This is a genomic window from Candidatus Benthicola sp. (assembly GCF_058719085.1).
Genome location: NZ_JBZQEK010000031.1, coordinates 27,036 through 44,799, shown reverse-complemented (window position 1 = coordinate 44,799; position 17,764 = coordinate 27,036). Strand labels below are relative to the sequence as shown.

The 17,764-nt window shown below is 68.0% G+C and carries 12 protein-coding genes; all 12 read right to left on the bottom strand.

The features are described from left to right. Window positions 1-29: 29 nt before the first annotated feature. Complete coding sequence (gene polA / locus AC36XV_RS02775) at window positions 30-2,870, bottom strand: DNA polymerase I (RefSeq protein WP_492202146.1); 2,841 nt, start codon at window positions 2,868-2,870, stop codon at window positions 30-32. A 99-nt stretch (window positions 2,871-2,969) separates the two neighbouring features. Continuing rightward, window positions 2,970-3,170, bottom strand: coding sequence for a cold-shock protein (locus tag AC36XV_RS02770; RefSeq protein ID WP_492202145.1), 201 nt, complete (start codon window positions 3,168-3,170; stop codon window positions 2,970-2,972). An 88-nt stretch (window positions 3,171-3,258) separates the two neighbouring features. Beyond that, a complete protein-coding gene (locus tag AC36XV_RS02765) occupies window positions 3,259-5,682 on the bottom strand; it encodes a transglycosylase SLT domain-containing protein (protein WP_492202144.1) in 2,424 nt (807 codons plus the stop codon). 276 nt (window positions 5,683-5,958) lie between these two features. Then, complete coding sequence (locus tag AC36XV_RS02760) at window positions 5,959-8,892, bottom strand: TonB-dependent receptor (protein WP_492202143.1); 2,934 nt, start codon at window positions 8,890-8,892, stop codon at window positions 5,959-5,961. Between the two features lie 207 nt (window positions 8,893-9,099). Next, window positions 9,100-9,792, bottom strand: coding sequence for a MotA/TolQ/ExbB proton channel family protein (locus tag AC36XV_RS02755; RefSeq protein WP_492202142.1), 693 nt, complete (start codon window positions 9,790-9,792; stop codon window positions 9,100-9,102). 155 nt (window positions 9,793-9,947) lie between these two features. Next, window positions 9,948-11,624 (bottom strand): ABC transporter substrate-binding protein, encoded by a 1,677-nt coding sequence (locus tag AC36XV_RS02750; RefSeq protein WP_492202141.1) that lies wholly within the window; start codon window positions 11,622-11,624, stop codon window positions 9,948-9,950. 16 nt (window positions 11,625-11,640) lie between these two features. Beyond that, the gene (locus AC36XV_RS02745; RefSeq protein WP_492202140.1) at window positions 11,641-12,369 is read right to left on the bottom strand and encodes a lipoate--protein ligase family protein; all 729 of its coding nucleotides are present in this window, start codon (window positions 12,367-12,369) and stop codon (window positions 11,641-11,643) included. A gap of 50 nt (window positions 12,370-12,419) precedes the next feature. After that, entirely contained in the window at window positions 12,420-13,916 is a 1,497-nt protein-coding gene (gene gcvPB, locus AC36XV_RS02740; RefSeq protein ID WP_492202139.1) for an aminomethyl-transferring glycine dehydrogenase subunit GcvPB, read from the bottom strand. Between the two features lie 17 nt (window positions 13,917-13,933). After that, window positions 13,934-14,626 carry a metal-dependent hydrolase gene (locus AC36XV_RS02735; protein ID WP_492202138.1) on the bottom strand — a complete coding sequence of 231 codons (693 nt, stop codon included), beginning with the start codon at window positions 14,624-14,626 and terminating at the stop codon, window positions 13,934-13,936. Window positions 14,627-14,645: 19 nt separating this feature from the next. After that, on the bottom strand, window positions 14,646-15,980 hold the full coding sequence (gene gcvPA / locus AC36XV_RS02730; protein WP_492202137.1) for an aminomethyl-transferring glycine dehydrogenase subunit GcvPA: 1,335 nt from the start codon (window positions 15,978-15,980) through the stop codon (window positions 14,646-14,648). A gap of 115 nt (window positions 15,981-16,095) precedes the next feature. Next, on the bottom strand, window positions 16,096-16,485 hold the full coding sequence (gene gcvH / locus AC36XV_RS02725; protein WP_492202136.1) for a glycine cleavage system protein GcvH: 390 nt from the start codon (window positions 16,483-16,485) through the stop codon (window positions 16,096-16,098). Window positions 16,486-16,628: 143 nt separating this feature from the next. Further along, complete coding sequence (locus AC36XV_RS02720; protein ID WP_492202135.1) at window positions 16,629-17,312, bottom strand: DUF1707 SHOCT-like domain-containing protein; 684 nt, start codon at window positions 17,310-17,312, stop codon at window positions 16,629-16,631. Window positions 17,313-17,764 lie beyond the last annotated feature (452 nt).

Sequence of the window (17,764 nt, the reverse complement as noted above, 5' to 3'; positions counted from 1 at the left end):
AAACGGCTTGGCCGGATGCGAACCGCTCCTCAGCCGCCCTTGCTCTCGTACCAGCTCCCGCCGACGCCGATGTCGACCCTGAGCGGCACGTCCAGATCGATCGCCCCTTCCATCTCCTCGCGTACGATGGCGCGGGTGGCTCCGATCGCGTCCTCCGGGACCTCCAGCAGAAGCTCGTCGTGCACCTGAAGGAGCATGCGCGCCCCGGCGCCGGTCTCCGCGAGCCTCTCATGCAGCCGGATCATGGCAATCTTGATCAGGTCGGCCGCCGTTCCCTGGATCGGCGAGTTCGTGGCCAGGCGCTCGCCGAACCCGCGCACCCCCGGGTTCCGGGAACGGATCTCCGGGATGTAGCGGCGCCTACCAAGCAGGGTCTCCACGTAGCCACGCTCACGAGCCTGTTCCTTCATCTCGTCGAGGTAGCGCCGGACTCCCGCGAAGCGCTCGAAGTAATTGGCGATGAACTCCTCGGCCTGGCCGCGGCTGATGCCGAGCTGTCCGGCGAGGGCCGCCGGTCCCTGACCGTAGATGGTGGCGAAGTTGATCGTCTTCGCCTGGTCCCGCATGCCGCCGCTCACCGCCTCGGGATCTACGCCGAAGATGCGGGCGGCCGTCTCGCGGTGGATGTCCCGGTCCGACCGGAAGGCCTCGACGAAGGCGGGGTCCTCCGACAGGTGCGCCAGAACGCGGAGCTCGATCTGCGAGTAATCCGCGGACAGGAAGCGGCAGCCCTCCGCCGGGACGAAGCCTTTCCGGATCTCCCGGCCCAGCGCCGTCCGTACCGGGATGTTCTGGAGGTTCGGGTCGGAAGAGGAGAGCCGCCCCGTCGCCGCCACCGTCTGGTTGAACGTGGTGTGGATGCGCCCCGTGTCCAGGTTCACCAGGGCGGGCAGTTTGGACACATACGTCCCATCCAGCTTGTCGAGCTCCCGGTACTCCAGGATGAGCCGCGGAATCTCGTGTCCCTGCTGCGCCAGCTCGGTCAGCACGCTCTCGTCCGTGGACGGCCCTGTCTTCGTCTTCCGGATCACCGGCAGCTCGAGACGCTCGAACAGGAGCTCCCGCAACTGGGGAACGGACCGCAGGTTCACCTCGCCCCCGGCGAGCTTGTAGATCTCCTCTTCGACCTGCTGGATCTCGCCGCGGAAGCGCTTGCCCAGCGCCTCGAAGAACGCGAGATCGATGCGGATGCCGGTGTTCTCCATGTCCGCCAGCACCGGCACCAGCGGCATCTCGATCTCTTCCAGCAGATCGAGCATCGCGTGTGCTTCGAGATCATCCCTGAGCCGGCCATACAGACGGAGCGTGTAGTCCGCGTCTTCGCCGGAGTAGGCGGCCGCCTCCTCGAGCCCGACCTCGGAGAACGGGATCTCCGAACGCCCGGACCCGGCCACATCCGCATAACTGGTCAGCTTTGTCTGGAACCGGTCGAGCGCCAGGATGTCCAGCCCGTGCTGCCGCTTGCCCGGGTCCAGTACGTACGAGGCGAGCGATGTGTCGAAGTGGACGCCGCCGAGCGACACGCCCGCCCGCTCGAGCACGCGCCAGTCGTACTTGATGTTGTGGCCGACCTTCCACACCCCCGCATCGGACAGCAGCTCGCGGAGCGGCGCCATCGACTCCGAGCTGATCGGCGGAAGGTTCGGCACCGGTGTCGTCTCTTCGAGCATGAGCACCGGGTTTCCCTCCGAGTCCGTCGCCGTGGACGGTGGCGTGTGCCCGAAGGGCAGGTAGTACGCAGTCCCCTCCATTCCGGACAGGGAAACGCCCACCAGTCGGGCGCGCATCGGATCCAGGCTCGTCGTCTCCGTGTCCACCGCGATCACCTCGGCGGCGCGAAGCTCGCCGACCATCTCGGGCACCCGCGTCGGGTCCGTGATCAGGGCATATACGGGACTCTCGGGTGCACCGTCGGTCGGCTCGCTCCCGGGGGTCTCCGGGTCGGTGACCACGGTGGCCTGTTCGGGTGCCGGCGTGTGGTCCGGCGCCCAGTCCCGAGCCAGCCCGTGGAACTCCAGCTCCAGGAAGATCCGGCGCAGACGCTCGCGATCCGGCTCGACGAGGGCCAGCGAGTCAAGGTCGAGCTGAACCGGAGCGTCCAACCGAATCGTCACCAGGTCCTTGGAAAGACGCGCCTCGTCCGGGTGCTCCAGGAGGGCGTTTCGAACCCTCTTTCCATCCATCTCCCCGGCGTGGGCCAGGATCGCCTCCAGGTCCCCGTACTGCTCGATCAGCGCGGGGGCCGTCTTCTTCCCGATCCCGCGCACCCCCGGAACGTTGTCCGACGAATCCCCGATCAGGGCCAGGTAGTCCGTCACGTGCTCGGGCGCGACGCCGAGACGCTCGGAGGCATTGGCCGGAGTGACGCGCTCCTCGTCCACCCCGGCGGGGCCTCCGCGCCCGGGATTCAACAGGTGCGTCATGTCGTCGATGAGCTGGTAGAAATCCTTGTCGCCGGACACGATCACCGTTCGGACGCCCTGTGGCGCCGCCTGCCGGGCCAGGGTACCGATCACGTCGTCCGCCTCCCACCCCTCGATCTCGAGCACCGGGATCCGGAAGCCTTCCACGATCTCGCGCACCCGGGGCAGGGAAGCGGCCATCTCCTCCGGCATCTTCTCCCGCGTCGCCTTGTATTCGGGGAAGACTTCCGTCCGGTAGCTGTCGCCCGCGTCGAGAACGAAACCCACGTAGTCCGGGGCATGGTCGTCGATCAGGCGGACGAGAAAACGGGCGATGCCGAACGGGGCCGAGGTGTTCTCGCCGCTCGAGGTGGTGAGCGGCCGGCTGATCATCGCGAAGAACGCGCGGTAGATGAGAGCGTGACCATCCAGGAGGAACAGCGTCGGCGTGTGCGGGGTGTCGGTCAAGACGGCGGCTCCGACGGAGTGAGTAGACCTCTCGATGCGCCGGCGCCCCGACCGATCCGGTCCGGGGCGCCGCTGACAGCTTCTAGTGGAGGCGGGGAGCTAGACCCGGGTGACGTTGGCCGCTCGCGGCCCCTTGTCCCCGTCGGTCAGCTCGAACTCCACCTCCTGACCCTCGGCCAGTGTCTTGTAGCCCTCGATGTTGATGGCACTGTAGTGCACGAAGACGTCCTTGCCGTCCTCGAGCTCAATGAAGCCGTACCCCTTGGCATCGTGGAACCACTTGACCTTGCCTCTGGACATTCGGTGCCCTCCTGAAGAAGAAACGACGGACGGCGGGACGCCGGGCGGCATCCCATGTCGTGAATCCTACCCGAGCGCAAAGTTGGAGTCAACCGGGATTTCCGCCGAGGCCGTAGAGCCTTGAATAGATGTATCGATAGGAGAGAATTGCCTTCACGTAACGGCGCGTCTCGGTGAACGGGATCCGGTCGATCATCAGGTCCGTGCTGGCCGAGAATTCCGGGAAGCGGCGCCACGCGGCATATCTGTGAGGCCCGGCGTTGTACGAGATCAGCGCCGGTACGAGCGCTCCATCCCGCCGCTCCAGCAGCTCCCGCAGGTAGCGGCTTCCGAGGGCCAGGTTGACCTCGGGAACCACGAGCTGCCGGGAGTGGAAGTCGCCGATCCGCAGGCGCCGGGCCACTTCCGCTCCCGTGGCTGGCATGAGCTGCATCAACCCGGTGGCCCCGGCGTGCGATACGACGTCCCGATCGAACTGAGACTCCCGCCGCGTGAGAGCGGCCACCAGGTTGGGGTCGAGGCGCTCCGCAGCCGCTCTCTCGAGCAGCACGGGCTCGTAGACAAGGGGGTACACCGCCCTGAGGAGGTCCTCGCTCCAGATCCCCGATCGCGCACGGTAGACGCCCCAGGCGATCGAGGTGCCCTGCCACGAGAACCCGCTCTCGTTGAGCCCGATGGCGAGCGCCAGGCGATCGTCCCGCGACTCGCGCGGACCGCTGCGGGCAGACAGCTCGCGCAGGGCCCGCCCCTTCCAGCCCAGTTCCCGCAGCTGCTTCATCCGCTTCAGCAGCGCCGCGTGATCCGGGCGCAGGGCGACCGGCGGGGTATCCCGCATCTCGATGTAGTCCCAGGCGTCTTCGCCCAGCCAGCCGGCCGCCTCGATTCCGTAGAAGCCGAGCGGATCGTCACCCAGAACCTGCCGGTAGAGGACTCGGGCCCGGGCGCTGTCCCCGGCGGCGTCCCGCGCCCGGGCAGCCCAGAAGTTGGCTGCTCCGTACCAGTTCCCGCCGGGAAACCTGCGACGGTAGCCGTCGAAGTGCAGCGCCGCCTCGTCGGGCTTCTCCTGGACGAGATCGATCATCCCGAGACGGATCAGGGCATGACCCGCGTACGAGGAACGGGGGAATCGCGCGACCGTCGCCTCGTACCCTTCCCGCGCGGCCTGCAGGCGACCGCGGTCGTGCTCGATATCGGCCAGCAGAAAGGATGCATACGGCCCATCCGGCGCGAGGGGATCGGAAGCCACGACTTGCCACAGAGAGGCCGCCTCCGTGCGCAGACCTCTCCTGTAGAGCGCCCGGCCGGCGAGAAAGCGCATGCGCTGTTCGAGGAGGCGATCCGGCCGGTCGGCCGGATCGTCGAAAGAGCCGTCGATCCAAGGTTCGAGCAAGCGCTGAAGCTGAGCATACTGGCGCTCCACGAACAGGGCCCCTGCGAGCTCCATCGTCAGCTCGGGCCGCTCGTCGTCCGTCGCCGCTCGCAGGGCCGCCCGGAGCATGTCGATCGCGCGCTCGGACCTTCCCTCCCGAAGCTCCACATCGGCCAGCCGCCGCAGGTTGCTCACGGACGAGTCCTGCAGGAGCAGGTACTCCGTCACGCCGGGGCCTACCCCGGAATACCGTATGGCGGACTCGGCTTCCCGCTCCGCCTCGGCGGAGTCCCCGAGGGCGACCAGTGCGGGCACGACCCAGTCGGCGGCCAGACGCGCCCGGGCCCGGCGGCTCAGCGAGTCCGCCATGGCCAGCCCCGTAGACGTGTCCGCGGCGACGAAGAAGGCTCGGGCCAGCTCCGAGAAGGTCGAATCACGCCAGACCGTGGGGTGCGAACCGAGCCCGTCGGCGGCCGCCGCCGCGCTGTCCGGGATACCGGCTTCGGCCCACGACTCGACGGCCGAGAGCCGGAGCCAACCGGAGAGGGCCGTGTCTCCCTCCGCCGCCTCGACGTACTGGCGCGCCGCATCGGCGGGGCGCCCGCCCCGTCTCAGCGCGCGGGCATAGGCCACGCGATCTCCGGTCGAGAGACGCTCCGAGCCGGCGTGCTCGTACTCGGAGACGGCGGCCTCCGGATCTCCCAGCTCCAGGTAGGCCCGGGCGAGAAGAAGGCGCCCGGCCCCCTCCCCGTCGGTGTCCAGCCACGATCGATCCTCCAGCAGCCGCCGCACCGCATTCCACGCCAGCATGTCCGCGCTGGCCCGCGCCGCGAGAAGGATCATCCGGGGAGTGGAGGCCCCCGGGTCGACCGACAGGCGACGGGATGCCTCCCGGGCCGCCGTGAGCGGAAAGCCTGCCCGCAGCTGTTCCTCGATCGACCGGACGGCCGGGTCGTCGAGGAAGACCGAATCCGCCGGCCCCTGCACTCCTTCGACCCGGGCCTCCGAAGCGGGACGGCCCGGGCTCTCCTGCGAGCCCGCGGGTCGCGGGACGAGCACAAGCAGGCCCACCACCAGCAGCGAGAAGCATCGGCCGGCCGACAGCCCTGGCCTGCAGCGATGCCCTGCAGCTGCTTCGTTCATGGATTGCGCGTCCGCGGATCCCCGCATCTTCCTCTTCAACGTAGACCTTGTGTCCTGCGATTCTTCGTCCGGTTCGGACCTCGACGTCTCCGAGCCTCGTCGCATGGACGAGCCGCGACCTCAAGTCCAGCCGGAAGACTCAACCTGCTCTCATCCACGTAATGCGGCATGGCCGTGATGGGAAGGGGGCCGACGGACTGCCGGGGGCCGCACGCACGGGCGGGGCGCCAACCCGAAGGTCGGCGCCCCGCGTGTCGATCGGCCGAGGGGCGGGTCTTACATGTTCCAGATGAGCCGCACGACGGAGTAGCGACCCATCTCCGGAACTCCCACGAAGCTCTGGTAGCTGTTGTTGAAGATGTTCCCGATGTCGAGCTGCAGCGAGAGCCCGCTCCGCCCCGGGAAGGTGTAGCCCACGTTGAGATCGAATACGGAATACCCTTCCACTTCGCCGACGTACACGCCCGAGGCCACCGGGAAGCCGTCGATGAAGCGCCCGCGGACGGCGCCGTTCAGGCCGGAGGTGGGTGAGCGGTAGCCCAGGGTCGCAGACCCCTTCCACATCGGCGCGTTGAGCGCGACGACGTCCCCCTCCTCCGTCACGAAGCTGTCCTTTTCCACCCAGGAGAGCGTGCCCCCCAGCTCCCAGCGATCGTTGAACACGTAGGTGAGCGAGGCGTCGGCGCCGAAGAAGTTGAAGTCGCCCAGGTTCGTGTACGTCAGGATGATCGGGGCCGCGGTCGTCCCGCCGGCCGTCGTCGGAACGATCGAGCCCAGGGGCACCTGTCCGATCTGGCCCGCGAGGACCGCCGCGGTGGCGCGAGCCGTGGCTTCATCCGGGAACGCGATTCCCACCAGAGGCAGGAACTGGTCGACCAGGTAGGCCTCGGTCTGGGCCGCGGGAAGGAAGATGTTCGGCGTGAACGGCTCCAGCGCCGATACGAAGTTGTCGACCTGCGTGTAGTAGGCGTTCGCGCCGAGCAGCAGGTTGTCGCCGAGCAGCAGACCCTTGTACCCGACCTCGAACGTCTGCCAGATCGTCGGCTCGAGGTTCGGCACGTTCCCGATCGTGCTCAGGTCGGTGATCGGCTTCACGAACTGCTGCGAGTCGATGTCCAGCGTCGCACCGATCACCGGGATGTCCGCGGCCGACGGCACGCCGATCTGGCTCAGAAGTGCTCCCGCCTGCGGGTTGGAGGCACCGACCACCGCCACGGCCTCCGACCACACCTGTTCGGTCGTGGAGGGCAGGAACTCGCGCTGGCTCCCCGGATTGGTCTGCCCGGCGCAGGATGCCGGGTTCGACAGGCAGACGAGCGGGTTGAAGGGCGACATGTGCATCGGCACGTCGTTGGCGTCCCGCATGAACGAGAAGCCATCGTTGTTCCCCTGTGCCCGGGCATCGTAGTAGAACGGAGAGTCATCGCCCAGCGGAATCGCGAGGGCGGAGATGTCCAGGAAGAGGTTCAGCGTATTGGGTGTCGAGAAGGCACGGTTGTAGCTCGCCCTCAGGCTGCGCTCGGGGGTGGGCTTGAACACGATCGCCGCCCGGGGCGAGAAGACCAGGTTGTCCAGGCGCGAGTGGTCGTCCAGGCGCGCGGCCGCCACGAGGTTCCACTGGTCCGTGAGACGGCCGTCGTACTGGACGTAACCGCCGATCTCCGTCACATCGTCGTCGTCCTCGTTCTGCCCGTTGATCGAGCTCTGGGACTGCGGCACCGTGTGGAGGAAGTCGAGGCCGTACGTGAGGCCGTTCCGCGGGTTGATGTCGAAGCCGTGCTGCAACTGCGCGACCGTCTGGTACGACTTGTCGGTCAGCGGTCGGCCGGAGCGCAGCAGGTACGTCTCATCGTTGTCGTTCTTGTTCCAGAACACCTGCGCGAACAGGCGCTTCCAGTTGAACCGGGCCTGCGCGAACCAGTACACCCAGTTCTGCACCTGCCCGGCCCCGATCCCCGTCAGGTCCACGCTGTTCACGGCATCCATCCGGCCGCCGGCCAGTACCAGGGAGGTCTCGGCGTTCGGTCGGAAATCGGCGCGCAGGTCGAGGCCCCAGCGCTGCAGGTCGTAGTCCCGGCCGCCGGCCACGTTGTTGACCCGCGTCTCGAGGGCTGCCTGGTCGCTCGGATTCGAACAGCCTGTCAGGGGATTACAGCTGGAGAGGTCGCCCGCGAAGTTGAAGCACGCCGGGTTGGACGCCGAGTAATCGGCCGCGATGCACGCGTTCGCGATCCCCTGCTGCTCCACTTCCGTCGGGTCGTTGTACACGTAGTCCGTGCCGCCGAAGTACTGCCCGGAGAGCTTGATTCCGAAGGTCTCAGCCTCGTTGGCCCACGCCACGCGCCCCTCGGCCTGGAAGGTGCCTTCGGTGGAGGACGGGACCGCATCCGCCGTGTTGGCGCTCTGATTCCGCAGTCCGCCGGTGAGCGCCAGGTTGATCCCCGGGTCGTCGATGGGGGACTGCGTCAGGTAGTGGATCACGCCGTTCGCCGCGTTGGGCCCGTACAGCGCGGAGCCCGGCCCCAGCACGACCTCGACCCGGTCGAGATCCGAGTTGGTCGTCGGGTTGAAGTGCGAGATGTTGACGCGCAGCGACGGAACACGGGAAATCCGGTAGTCGGTCAGGTTGAGTGTGGCGCCGGAGAAGATATTGTTGAACCCGCGCACGACGACGTAGTTCTGCTGCAGGCCCGTGTTGACGAAGTCGACGCCGGCCTGCTCCTTCACGTGGTCCACCGGCGTCACGGCCGGACGCTGGGCGATGTCCTCGCGCGTCACCACTTCCACGGCCGCCGGGGCCTCGAGCGCCTTCTCGACTCGCTTCGACGCCGTCACCGTGATCGGGTTCAAGTTGAAGCTTCGCTCGGTCATCGTGACGGTCAGGCTCGTCGTACGGCCCGACTCGATCGTCACTTCAGGGTCGCCCTCCGGAACCGTCCACCCCGGCAGAGAGAAGGAGACGGTATAGCTGCCCGCCGGAATGCCCTGCAGCCGGAAGGTGCCGCTGCCGGTCGTGAACCCTCCGATCGCGACGCTGCCGTCCGATCTGAGCACCTCGACCTGCACCGAGGAAAGGCCGACTCCGCTCGTGCCATCCAGCACGGTACCGGCGAGAGCTCCTTCCTGGGCGCTCGCGGGCAGAGCGGTGATGAAGAGAAGAGCGAGAGCGGGAACGATCGTCCACCAGAACCTGACCGGGTGTCTGCTCATGACGTCGCCTCGTGTGAAGTGAACGCCGGAGGGCCGTGCCTCGAGAGGCCCCGCAGTGTGGCGCGAAAAATCAACCCATACTCGACGATTCGCAAGTCGCCCCCCGACGTCGGCCGGGGAAGACGGCGTGGATGAAAAAAGGCCCGGGGCATACCCCGGGCCTTTCCATGAGTCTCGCGGCGGCTCGCCGTGAGGGGCACGTGCGGGTCAGACGCCCGTGCGCTCCACGGCGTGCACGGCATCGATCATCTTCTGCGCACTCTCCTCCATGTCGATCACGATGCGATCCACGCGGTCGACGAAGTAGTTGTGCGCAATGCTGATCGGAATGGCGATCGTAAGACCTGAAGCCGTGGTGATGAGGGCTACCTTGATCCCGCCGGCGACCAGTGTAGCCTCGACCTCGCCGGCGATCTCGATCGCCTGGAAGGCCTGGATCATCCCGATCACGGTGCCCAGGAAGCCGAGCAGAGGCGCCACGTTCGACAGGGTGGCCAGCCAGACGAGCCCTCGCTCCAGCTTCGAGACCTCGATCGCGCCCGCGTTCTCCACGGCCTGCGTGACTCGCTCGGTGCCCTCTCGATACCGCTTCAGGCCCGCGGACAGAATGTGCCCGGCCGGCGCCTTCGACTCCTCGCACAGCGCCAGGGCCTGGTCGAGACGCTGCTGAGCGATCATCCCGTCGACCTCGCTCAGGAGCTTCTTGTTGCCGAGCGCCTTGGACAGGAGGTCGAAGAACTTCCAGATGATGATCAGGATTCCGACCGCGAGGCAGAAGCCGAGGGGCCACATCATGAAGCCGCCGGCATCCCAGATCTCGTTGAGCTTGAGCTCCTGTCCCGCGCCGAGCGCCTGCGCATCCTGGAGCAGCATGAGGGCTGAAACGGTCAAGCTTGCCAAGGTGTCCTCCGCCGTAGTCGTTGTTCTCTGGGCCCCCCGGTCCGGTCTCAAGGCCTCCCGGTCGGGGGTGGGAAGCTACCCGCCCGTTCGCCGGAATGTCAAGGGAAAGCGCGGTGCCGGCCCAACCGCTCCCCACGTCCTTCCCGGCTGCTCATTCAGCCCCCCGCCTCCTCCGCATCGTGCTTCCACCAGCGGGCGACGTTCACCCAGTCGCCGCGCGAGTCCATCCGCAGCCCGAACACGCCCGAGCGGGCGAGCGCCACGCGATCCAGGTAGTACAGGAACGTATATGGCTGGTCCGCCGCGATGAGCGTGTGATACCGGTGAATCAGCGAACGCAGACGCTCGCGGTCCGCGGTGAGCGGGATCGAGTCGAGCACCGCGTCCAGCTCCGGGTTGCAGTAGCTCGTGAACTGGAACGGCTGTCCCAGCTGGTCGCACGCCCACAGGTCCACGTCGTTCAGCGGGACGTCCCGGACCCACCCGAGGATCAGGGCGTCGAACCGCCGGTCAGGCCCCAGGACCAGGGGCATGAGTGCCCCCGGCTCCCGGACGACGGGCTCGACCTCGACGCCGACCTGACCCAGGGAGGCCTGCACGAGCGTCTGGATCGCCGCCCGGTCCGGCCGCGGCGTGGCGAGGATCTCGAACCGGAAGGGCTCTCCGCTTCTGTCCCGAGTCCCGTCCCCGTCGGAGTCCGTCCACCCCGCCTCGTCCAGCAGCTTCGCGGCTTCCTCCGGGTCGTACGGAAGCGGCTGCCACGTGGAGTCGTAGGCCCAGTGCCACGGGCCGACGGGCCCCGTCGCCACCGTTCCCGCCCCGCCCAGCACCGCGTCCACCAGGGTCTGGCGATCGATCGCCATCGTCAGTGCCCGACGCACCGTCGGATCCGCGAACTCCGGGCGCTTGGAGTTCCACGCGATGAAGGCGTATTCCGGCGCGGCATATGCCGTGGAGTAGACGGACGAGTCGCCCTGCACCTGTTCGACCATTCCGGGAGAGGCATCCAGTACGACATCCGTCTCGCCCGTCCTCAGCGCCGCGGTGAGCGCGAAGTCATCCGCGATCGGCCGGTACACGAGGCGGTCCAGATACGGAGGCCCGCCCAGCTCCTCGGGAAAATCCGGGTTCGCCTCGAACTCCCACCGGTCCCCCGGTACCCTCGCCACGAAACGGAACGGCCCGCTTCCGACGGGGGACGTCGTCCCGAACGCGGCGGATTCGAGTTCTCCTGGCGGAACGGCGCCGAGAATGTGCTCGGGCATGATCGCCGTTCGGGTCCACCCGTACAGAGCGTCGGAGTGCGGCCGAATGTAGAAGCGTACCGTGACCGGGTCGAGCACCTCCACCGCATCCCAGGAGTCGAAGTAGGATGGGTTGGCGAACGGGACCTCGGGATCCTTGAGGCGTTCGAAGGTGAAGGCCACGTCGCGAGCCGTCACGGGCGCCCCGTCGTGCCACTCGAGGTCGTGTCGGAGGTGGAAGACGACCTCGCTCGTGTCCGCATCGAACTCCCACGACCGGGCCAGATACGGCTGCGGCTCGTAGTCCGCGTCGCTCGCCACGAGCGTGGCGAAGAGGACGTAGATCTGCAGCTGCACGCTCTCGTAGTCGGTCGCCACCAGTGAGTTCATGGACACCGGATCGTTGCGGCCCGCCACGACGAGCGTCCCCCCGTGGCGTTCCGTCTCCGGGACATCCGGCTCGACGCGAGTCGAGGGCGTCCACCCCGGCGTCGTCTCACGCTCCGGGGCCCGTTCCCCACAACCCACCCAGACCAGCGTTGCCGCCACGAGAATCGGAAGCGATCGCATGGACCTCGCCTGTCTCATTCGCTCTCCCCGATCGTCAGCGACGCCACGTCCAGGCGTCGTCCTCGTACCGACGCCTCTTCTTCTCTGCAGCATCGCGCTCATCCGCTTGCAGGCCCTCCCAGGCCAGGTCACGTCCCAGCTCTCGCGAGAACGCCGCTCCCAGCGCGTCGGCCAGTTCTTCCGGTCCGGGCACCGGCTCCACGAACTCCGCCAGACTCGAAGCCGGCACTTCGCGCACCGGTGCGCCACCGACCCTCAATTCCTCCACCGCGGCCTGGTCGTTGTGGAGGAGCAGCGAGCCGTGCTGCAGCAGCGCCCCTGTCTCCCGCCACTGCGCGCTCCCGATCAGCTTCCGGCCACCGGCGACCACTTCCCCCGGAAGCGGGTCCCGAAAGCAGGCGCGCGCCGTGGGCCCGGGAGTCGGCCCGGCCCGCTCCCTCGGCGCCACGGAGGCGGGAACGCCGAGATCCCGAAGACCGGCTGCCAGGGCCGAGTTGATCCGGTTATACGCATCCCGCAGCCCGCCCCACTCTTCGGCCGGTGCCGTCACGCTGTAGGTGATCTCCCTGTGGTGGAACACGGAACGGCCGCCGGTGGGCCTCCGGACTACATCGATGCCGCGAGCCGCAGCCCGCTCCGGGTCGTACTTCCCGCGTGCGCGCTGGTTGCGACCGAAAGAAAGGCAGCCGGGCTCCCAGCCGTACAGTCGGAGGGTCACCCGGCCGGCCCGGGCGGCGTCCATCAGAGCTTCGTCCACCGCCATGTTCCATGCACCGGGCGCCGGGTCGTGGCGGATGCCGCGCAGCCGGGTCTTCAGTCCTCGCCGTCCTCCGGAAAGCTCCACCTGAGGTCCAGCTGACGTGCCGCACGCCCCTCGTCCAGACGCCGTACCGGCGTGGTGTGGGGCGCCGTGGTCACCAGCTCCGGGTCGCTCTCGGCTTCGCGCGCAATCGACTTCATCGCTTCGGCGTAGCGCTCGAGCTCCTGTCGCGTCTCGGTCTCGGTCGGCTCCGTCATCAGCGCCTCGGGGACGATGAGCGGAAAGTACACCGTGGGAGCGTGGAACCCGTAGTCCAGTAAGCGCTTGGCGACATCCATCGTCTTGATGTCCGTGCGTTTCTTCAGAGACGTCCCGGAGAACACGGATTCGTGCATGCCCCTGCCGTACGGAAGGTCGAAGTCGTCCTCGAGGAGGGCCGTCAGATACGCGTTGTTCAGCACCGAGGCCTCGGCCGTCTCGCGAATCCCCTGGCGGCCGAGCATCCGGATGTACGTGTAGGCTCGCACCATGACCCCGAAGTTGCCGTAGAACCCGTGAAGCTTGCCGAAGGACTCGGGCCGGTCCCAATCGAGGCCGTACGACCCGTCGTCACGCCGCACCACCTTCGGAACCGGCAGGTACGGGGCCAGGTGTGCTTTCACGCCGACGGGGCCCGAGCCCGGACCGCCCCCGCCATGCGGGGTGCTGAACGTCTTGTGCAGGTTGAAGTGGACGATGTCGTAGCCCATGTCCCCGGGCCGCGTGACGCCCATCAGCGCGTTCAGGTTCGCCCCGTCCATGTACATGAGGCCACCCACCTCGTGAACGAGGCGAGAGATTTCCAGGATGTCGGACTCGAAACGGCCGAGCGTGTTCGGGTTCGTGAGCATGAGCCCCGCGACCGTCTCGTCGAGCCGCTCACGGAGCGCTTCGAGGTCGACGCGGCCCGACGGATCGGACGGGATCTCCTCCGCGTCGAAGCCCGCCATCGCCGCCGTCGCGGGGTTGGTGCCGTGCGCAGAGTCGGGAAACAGCACGCGTCGCCGGGTCTCGCCTTCGCCCCGGGCCTCGTGGTAGGCCCGCATGAGCAGAACGCCGGTCATCTCTCCCTGCGCTCCGGCGGCCGGCTGCAGGGTCACCTCGTCCATCCCGGCGACCTCCTTCAGCAGCTCGGCCAGCTCGTACATGAGCCGCAGGGCGCCCTGGGCGCTCGCCTGAGGCGTGAAGGGATGCAGGCCCGCGAAGCCGGGGAGGCGGCACGTCGCCTCGTTCACCTTCGGGTTGTACTTCATCGTGCACGAACCGAGCGGGTAGAGCGCTCTGTCCACGTGATGATTCTTGAGCGACAGCTCGGTGTAGTGCCGCACCACCTCGTTCTCTGGGACTTCCGGAAGCCGCGCCGGCTTCTCACGCAGGTAGCGCCCCGGAATGAGGTCGTCCAGCGGACGGGCATCCACGTCGCTCCGGGTCATCCGGGTGCCGCGTCGCCCGTGTTCGGACTTCTCGAATATGGTGGGCGTCGTCTCGCCCTTGAACGGAAAGCCGGCCATCGCCTGCCTCTCCTTCGTCAGAACTCGTAGCTGTCGCCGGGCTCGAGCACGACGACCTCGGCCCTCGGCTCCACCCGCCCCCGGAACTCCTCCGGGTCCTGTTCGATCAGCGGCCAGGTGCCGTAGTGAATCGGGATCACCACCCTCGGTCGGATCATTTCCACCGCGCGGGCCGCATCCTCCGGCCCCATGGTGAAGTTGTCGCCGATCGGGAGCAGCGCCACGTCGACCTGCCCCTCGAGCAGCGCCATGTCCGCGATCAGTGCCGTGTCACCGGCGTGATAGATGCGGCGCCCGTCGAGCTGCATCAGGAAACCCGCCGGAACGGTCGTGTATCCCTCCGCCCCCTCGCCCGCCACCTGCCCGCCGTGCAGGGCAGGCGTCATCTTCACCCGCCCGAACGGAAAGTCGAAGCCGCCCCCGATGTGCATCGGGTGGACCTTCTCGTGCCCGAGGACCTCCTGGGCGTACGAGACCACCTCGAAGGAGGCGATCAGGGTCGGATTCACCTCGGACAGCAGCGGCCACGCGTCGGCCACGTGGTCGTAGTGACCGTGCGTGAGCAGCACGTAGTCGAGCCCGTCGTGAAAGTGCTCGCGGCCGACGTCGGCCACCGGGTTGTCCGTCAGGAACGGGTCGACCAGGAGCCGTGTGCCATCGTCCGTGCGGATCTCGGTGCACGACTGCCCGTGAAAGATCAGCTTGCCCATCGGTCCCTCCTCATCCGGCTCATCCCGCGAGAACATCGATCAGGCGATCGATCTCCCCGCGGCTTCGCTTCTCCGTGAACGCGAGCAACAGTCCGTCCGGCGCCTCGAGCGACGGGAACCGGCTCAGCGACACCCCGGCGAGAACCCCGGCTTCAAATCCACGCTCCAGTATGGCCCGGGAGTTCTCCTCGGTGGCGACGGCGAACTCGCGGGCGAACGGGGTGTCGGGATAAAGCGGCGTCACTCCCTCCACCGACTGCAGTCGGTCCCACGCATAGTGGGCGTTGCGCACCGAGGATTCCGCCACCTCGCGCAGCCCCTCCCGGCCGAGGAGGCTGAGGTGAACCGTTGCGGCGAGCGCGTTGAGCCCTTGATTCGTGCAGATGTTGCTGGTGGCCTTCTCTCGCCGGATCTGCTGCTCTCGGGTCTGGAGCGTCAGCACGTAGCCACGTCGGTCCTCCATGTCGACGGTGGCGCCGACGATGCGCCCGGGCATCTTGCGCACCAGCTTCTCCCGGGCCGCGAACAGGCCGACCACCGGACCGCCGAAGCTCGGCGCGTTCCCGAACGGCTGTCCCTCGGCCACGACCACGTCGGCTCCGAGCTCGCCCGGAGACTTCAGGAGCGCCAGCATGACCGGGTCCGCCACCACCACGAGAAGCGCGCCCGCCGCATGCACGGCGTCCGCGATCGGTTCGAGGTCCTCGATGCAGCCGTAGAAGTTCGGGTACTGCACCATGACGCAGGCGACATCGTCCCCGAGGGCGGCGTCGAGCGCGTCGCGGTCGAGCCGTCCGTCAGCGCCCGGCGGCACTCTCTCCAGCTCCGCGCCGAGGCCCCACAGGTACGTGTCCGTCACCTTTCGGTAGTGGGGATGCACGGTGCGGGCAGCCAGCACCCGCTCCCGCCGCGTCACGGCACGGCACATCACGGCCGCCTCGGCGGCAGCGGAGGGCCCGTCGTACATCGAGGCGTTTGCCACGTCCATCCCGGTGAGCTCGCAGACCATCGTCTGGAACTCGTAGATCGCCTGCAGCGTGCCCTGCGCGACTTCCGGCTGGTACGGCGTGTAGGCGGTGTAGAACTCGCTTCGCCGCACGATGTGATCCACGGCGGCGGGCACGTGGTGGTCGTACTGACCGGCGCCGGCGAAGCACACGAGGCCACGGTTGGCCTCGGAAAGAGCGCTCAGCTCGCGCACCGCCTCCCACTCCGAAAGCGCCTCCGGAACCTCGAGATCCCGGTCGAGCAGGAGCTCATCGGGCACGTCGGCGTAGAGCTGGCGAAGATCGGAAACGCCGGCCCGGGCGAGCATCGCGCGTCGGTCGGCGTCGCTGTGTGGAACGAATGACATCGGTATTCCTGCCGTCGTTAGGGCCTGCCGGCACCCCGTGCAGGCTTCGGTCGGTTCGGCGTCGCGCCCCGCCGGACCGCGGGGCGCAGCGAGCCGGGCGGGCTGCCCGGGCGCGTCAGTCCTCGATCAGGCTGCTGTAGGCTTCCGGAGCGAGCAGATCGTCGAGCTCCGAGGGGTCGTTCGCCCGGATTCGAACCATCCACCCCTCACCGTAGGGATCCGAGTTCACCAGCGCCGGGTCCTCCTCGAGGGCCTCGTTCACTTCCACGATCTCGCCGGAGATGGGGCAGTAGAGATCGGATACCGCCTTCACGGCCTCGATCGTACCGAACACCTCCATCTTCTCGAACGAGTCGCCCTTGGCGGGAAGCTCCACGAAGACCACGTCGCCCAGCTCACCCTGGGCGTAGTCCGTGATACCGACCAGGAACTCGCCTTCCGCATCCGTCTCTCGGACGTACTCGTGTTCCTCGGTATACCTGAATCCGTCGGGGATCGCTGACATGGCAGTCCTCGCTGTCGTTCTCGCGTGGTCGCAGGCCGGCCGCGTTGCCGGCCGGGAGGGGAGAATACGGGGCCGCGGCCCGCCGCTCAAGACGAGGTCGCGGTCGTGCGGGAGGACGGGGCCGCGCGGGCCCTCCGGCAGCTCTATCCGTCCGATCCGCGCTTCAGCTGCCGGCGTTCCTTGCGCTCCAGCCGGCGACGCTGGCGAGCCTCCTTCGCCGTCTCGCCCGGAAGACGAACCGTCACCTCGACACCGCCCATCACGGCCATGCCCCGAATGACCAGGCGCGGAGCGTCGGGCTCGCGAGAGTCCCCCGCCTGGTCGAGGGCCTCGAAGCCCCCCATGAGGCCGAAGCCGTGCGTCTCCACCGCGAGGCCGGGAGGCACGATGATCTCGACGCCTCCCATCATGGCGAGGACGTTCACCTCCGTTTCGCCGGGCGGCATCCGTGCCTCTCGAAAGTCGAGGCCCGCACCGCCCATCAGGGCGAGCGTATAGAGCTTCCGGGGCGGGACCCAGGCGCCTTTCCGCTCGGACCCGCTCATGATCGCGATCTGGACGTTGAAGTTCCGCACCTGCTCGGCCGGTACGGTGGCGATGGGAGGGTGCGCGACGGCATCGCGTTCTCCGTCCGACCGGAGAGCCGGAAGGCCCGCGACGAGGGCATCCAGGTTTTCGAGGCTCGTCGCCGTGTACGCGGCGTCGAGACGTGCCTCGAATTCCTCGACCGTGAGGTTGTCGGCCGCATAATGATCGATGAGCCGCTCGATGGTCTGCTCGCGCTCCCTCTTCAGCGGCACGGGGACCTGGCCCGTACTGTCCGGCATCCACCGACTCCTTGGCTTCGCGTTCCTCCCGTCGCACGGAGAGTCGCCCCAAGATAGGCCGGTGCGCCACATCCCGCACCGAGACGTTTCGGCCTTCTTCGGCCCGTTGCGCGTCCGAACCACGGACGCGAGTTTCGGGAATGCCGTGCCGCTGCGGCGGACTCGGCACCGGTGTTGTGCCCGATGTCTCACTCTTCGAAGGGAGGTGATCCAGTGTCCAATAGACCCGAGCCTGGCTCGACATGGGCGAGCGGTCGCCTCGGCGTGAGCCGCTGAGGGAGCCTGGCTTCCTCCGCGCCTGCTGAGCGCGCGTATGCCTGACGAGCGGAGCCGCCGTGCGCCGCGTCGAGTCAGGTCGAAGAGAGGGCCGTGGACTCGAATCGGGTCCGCGGCCTTTTCCGTGAGAGCACGGTCGGGCGAAGCGCCCCTGCCGTGAAGCCGGTCACTCTGTC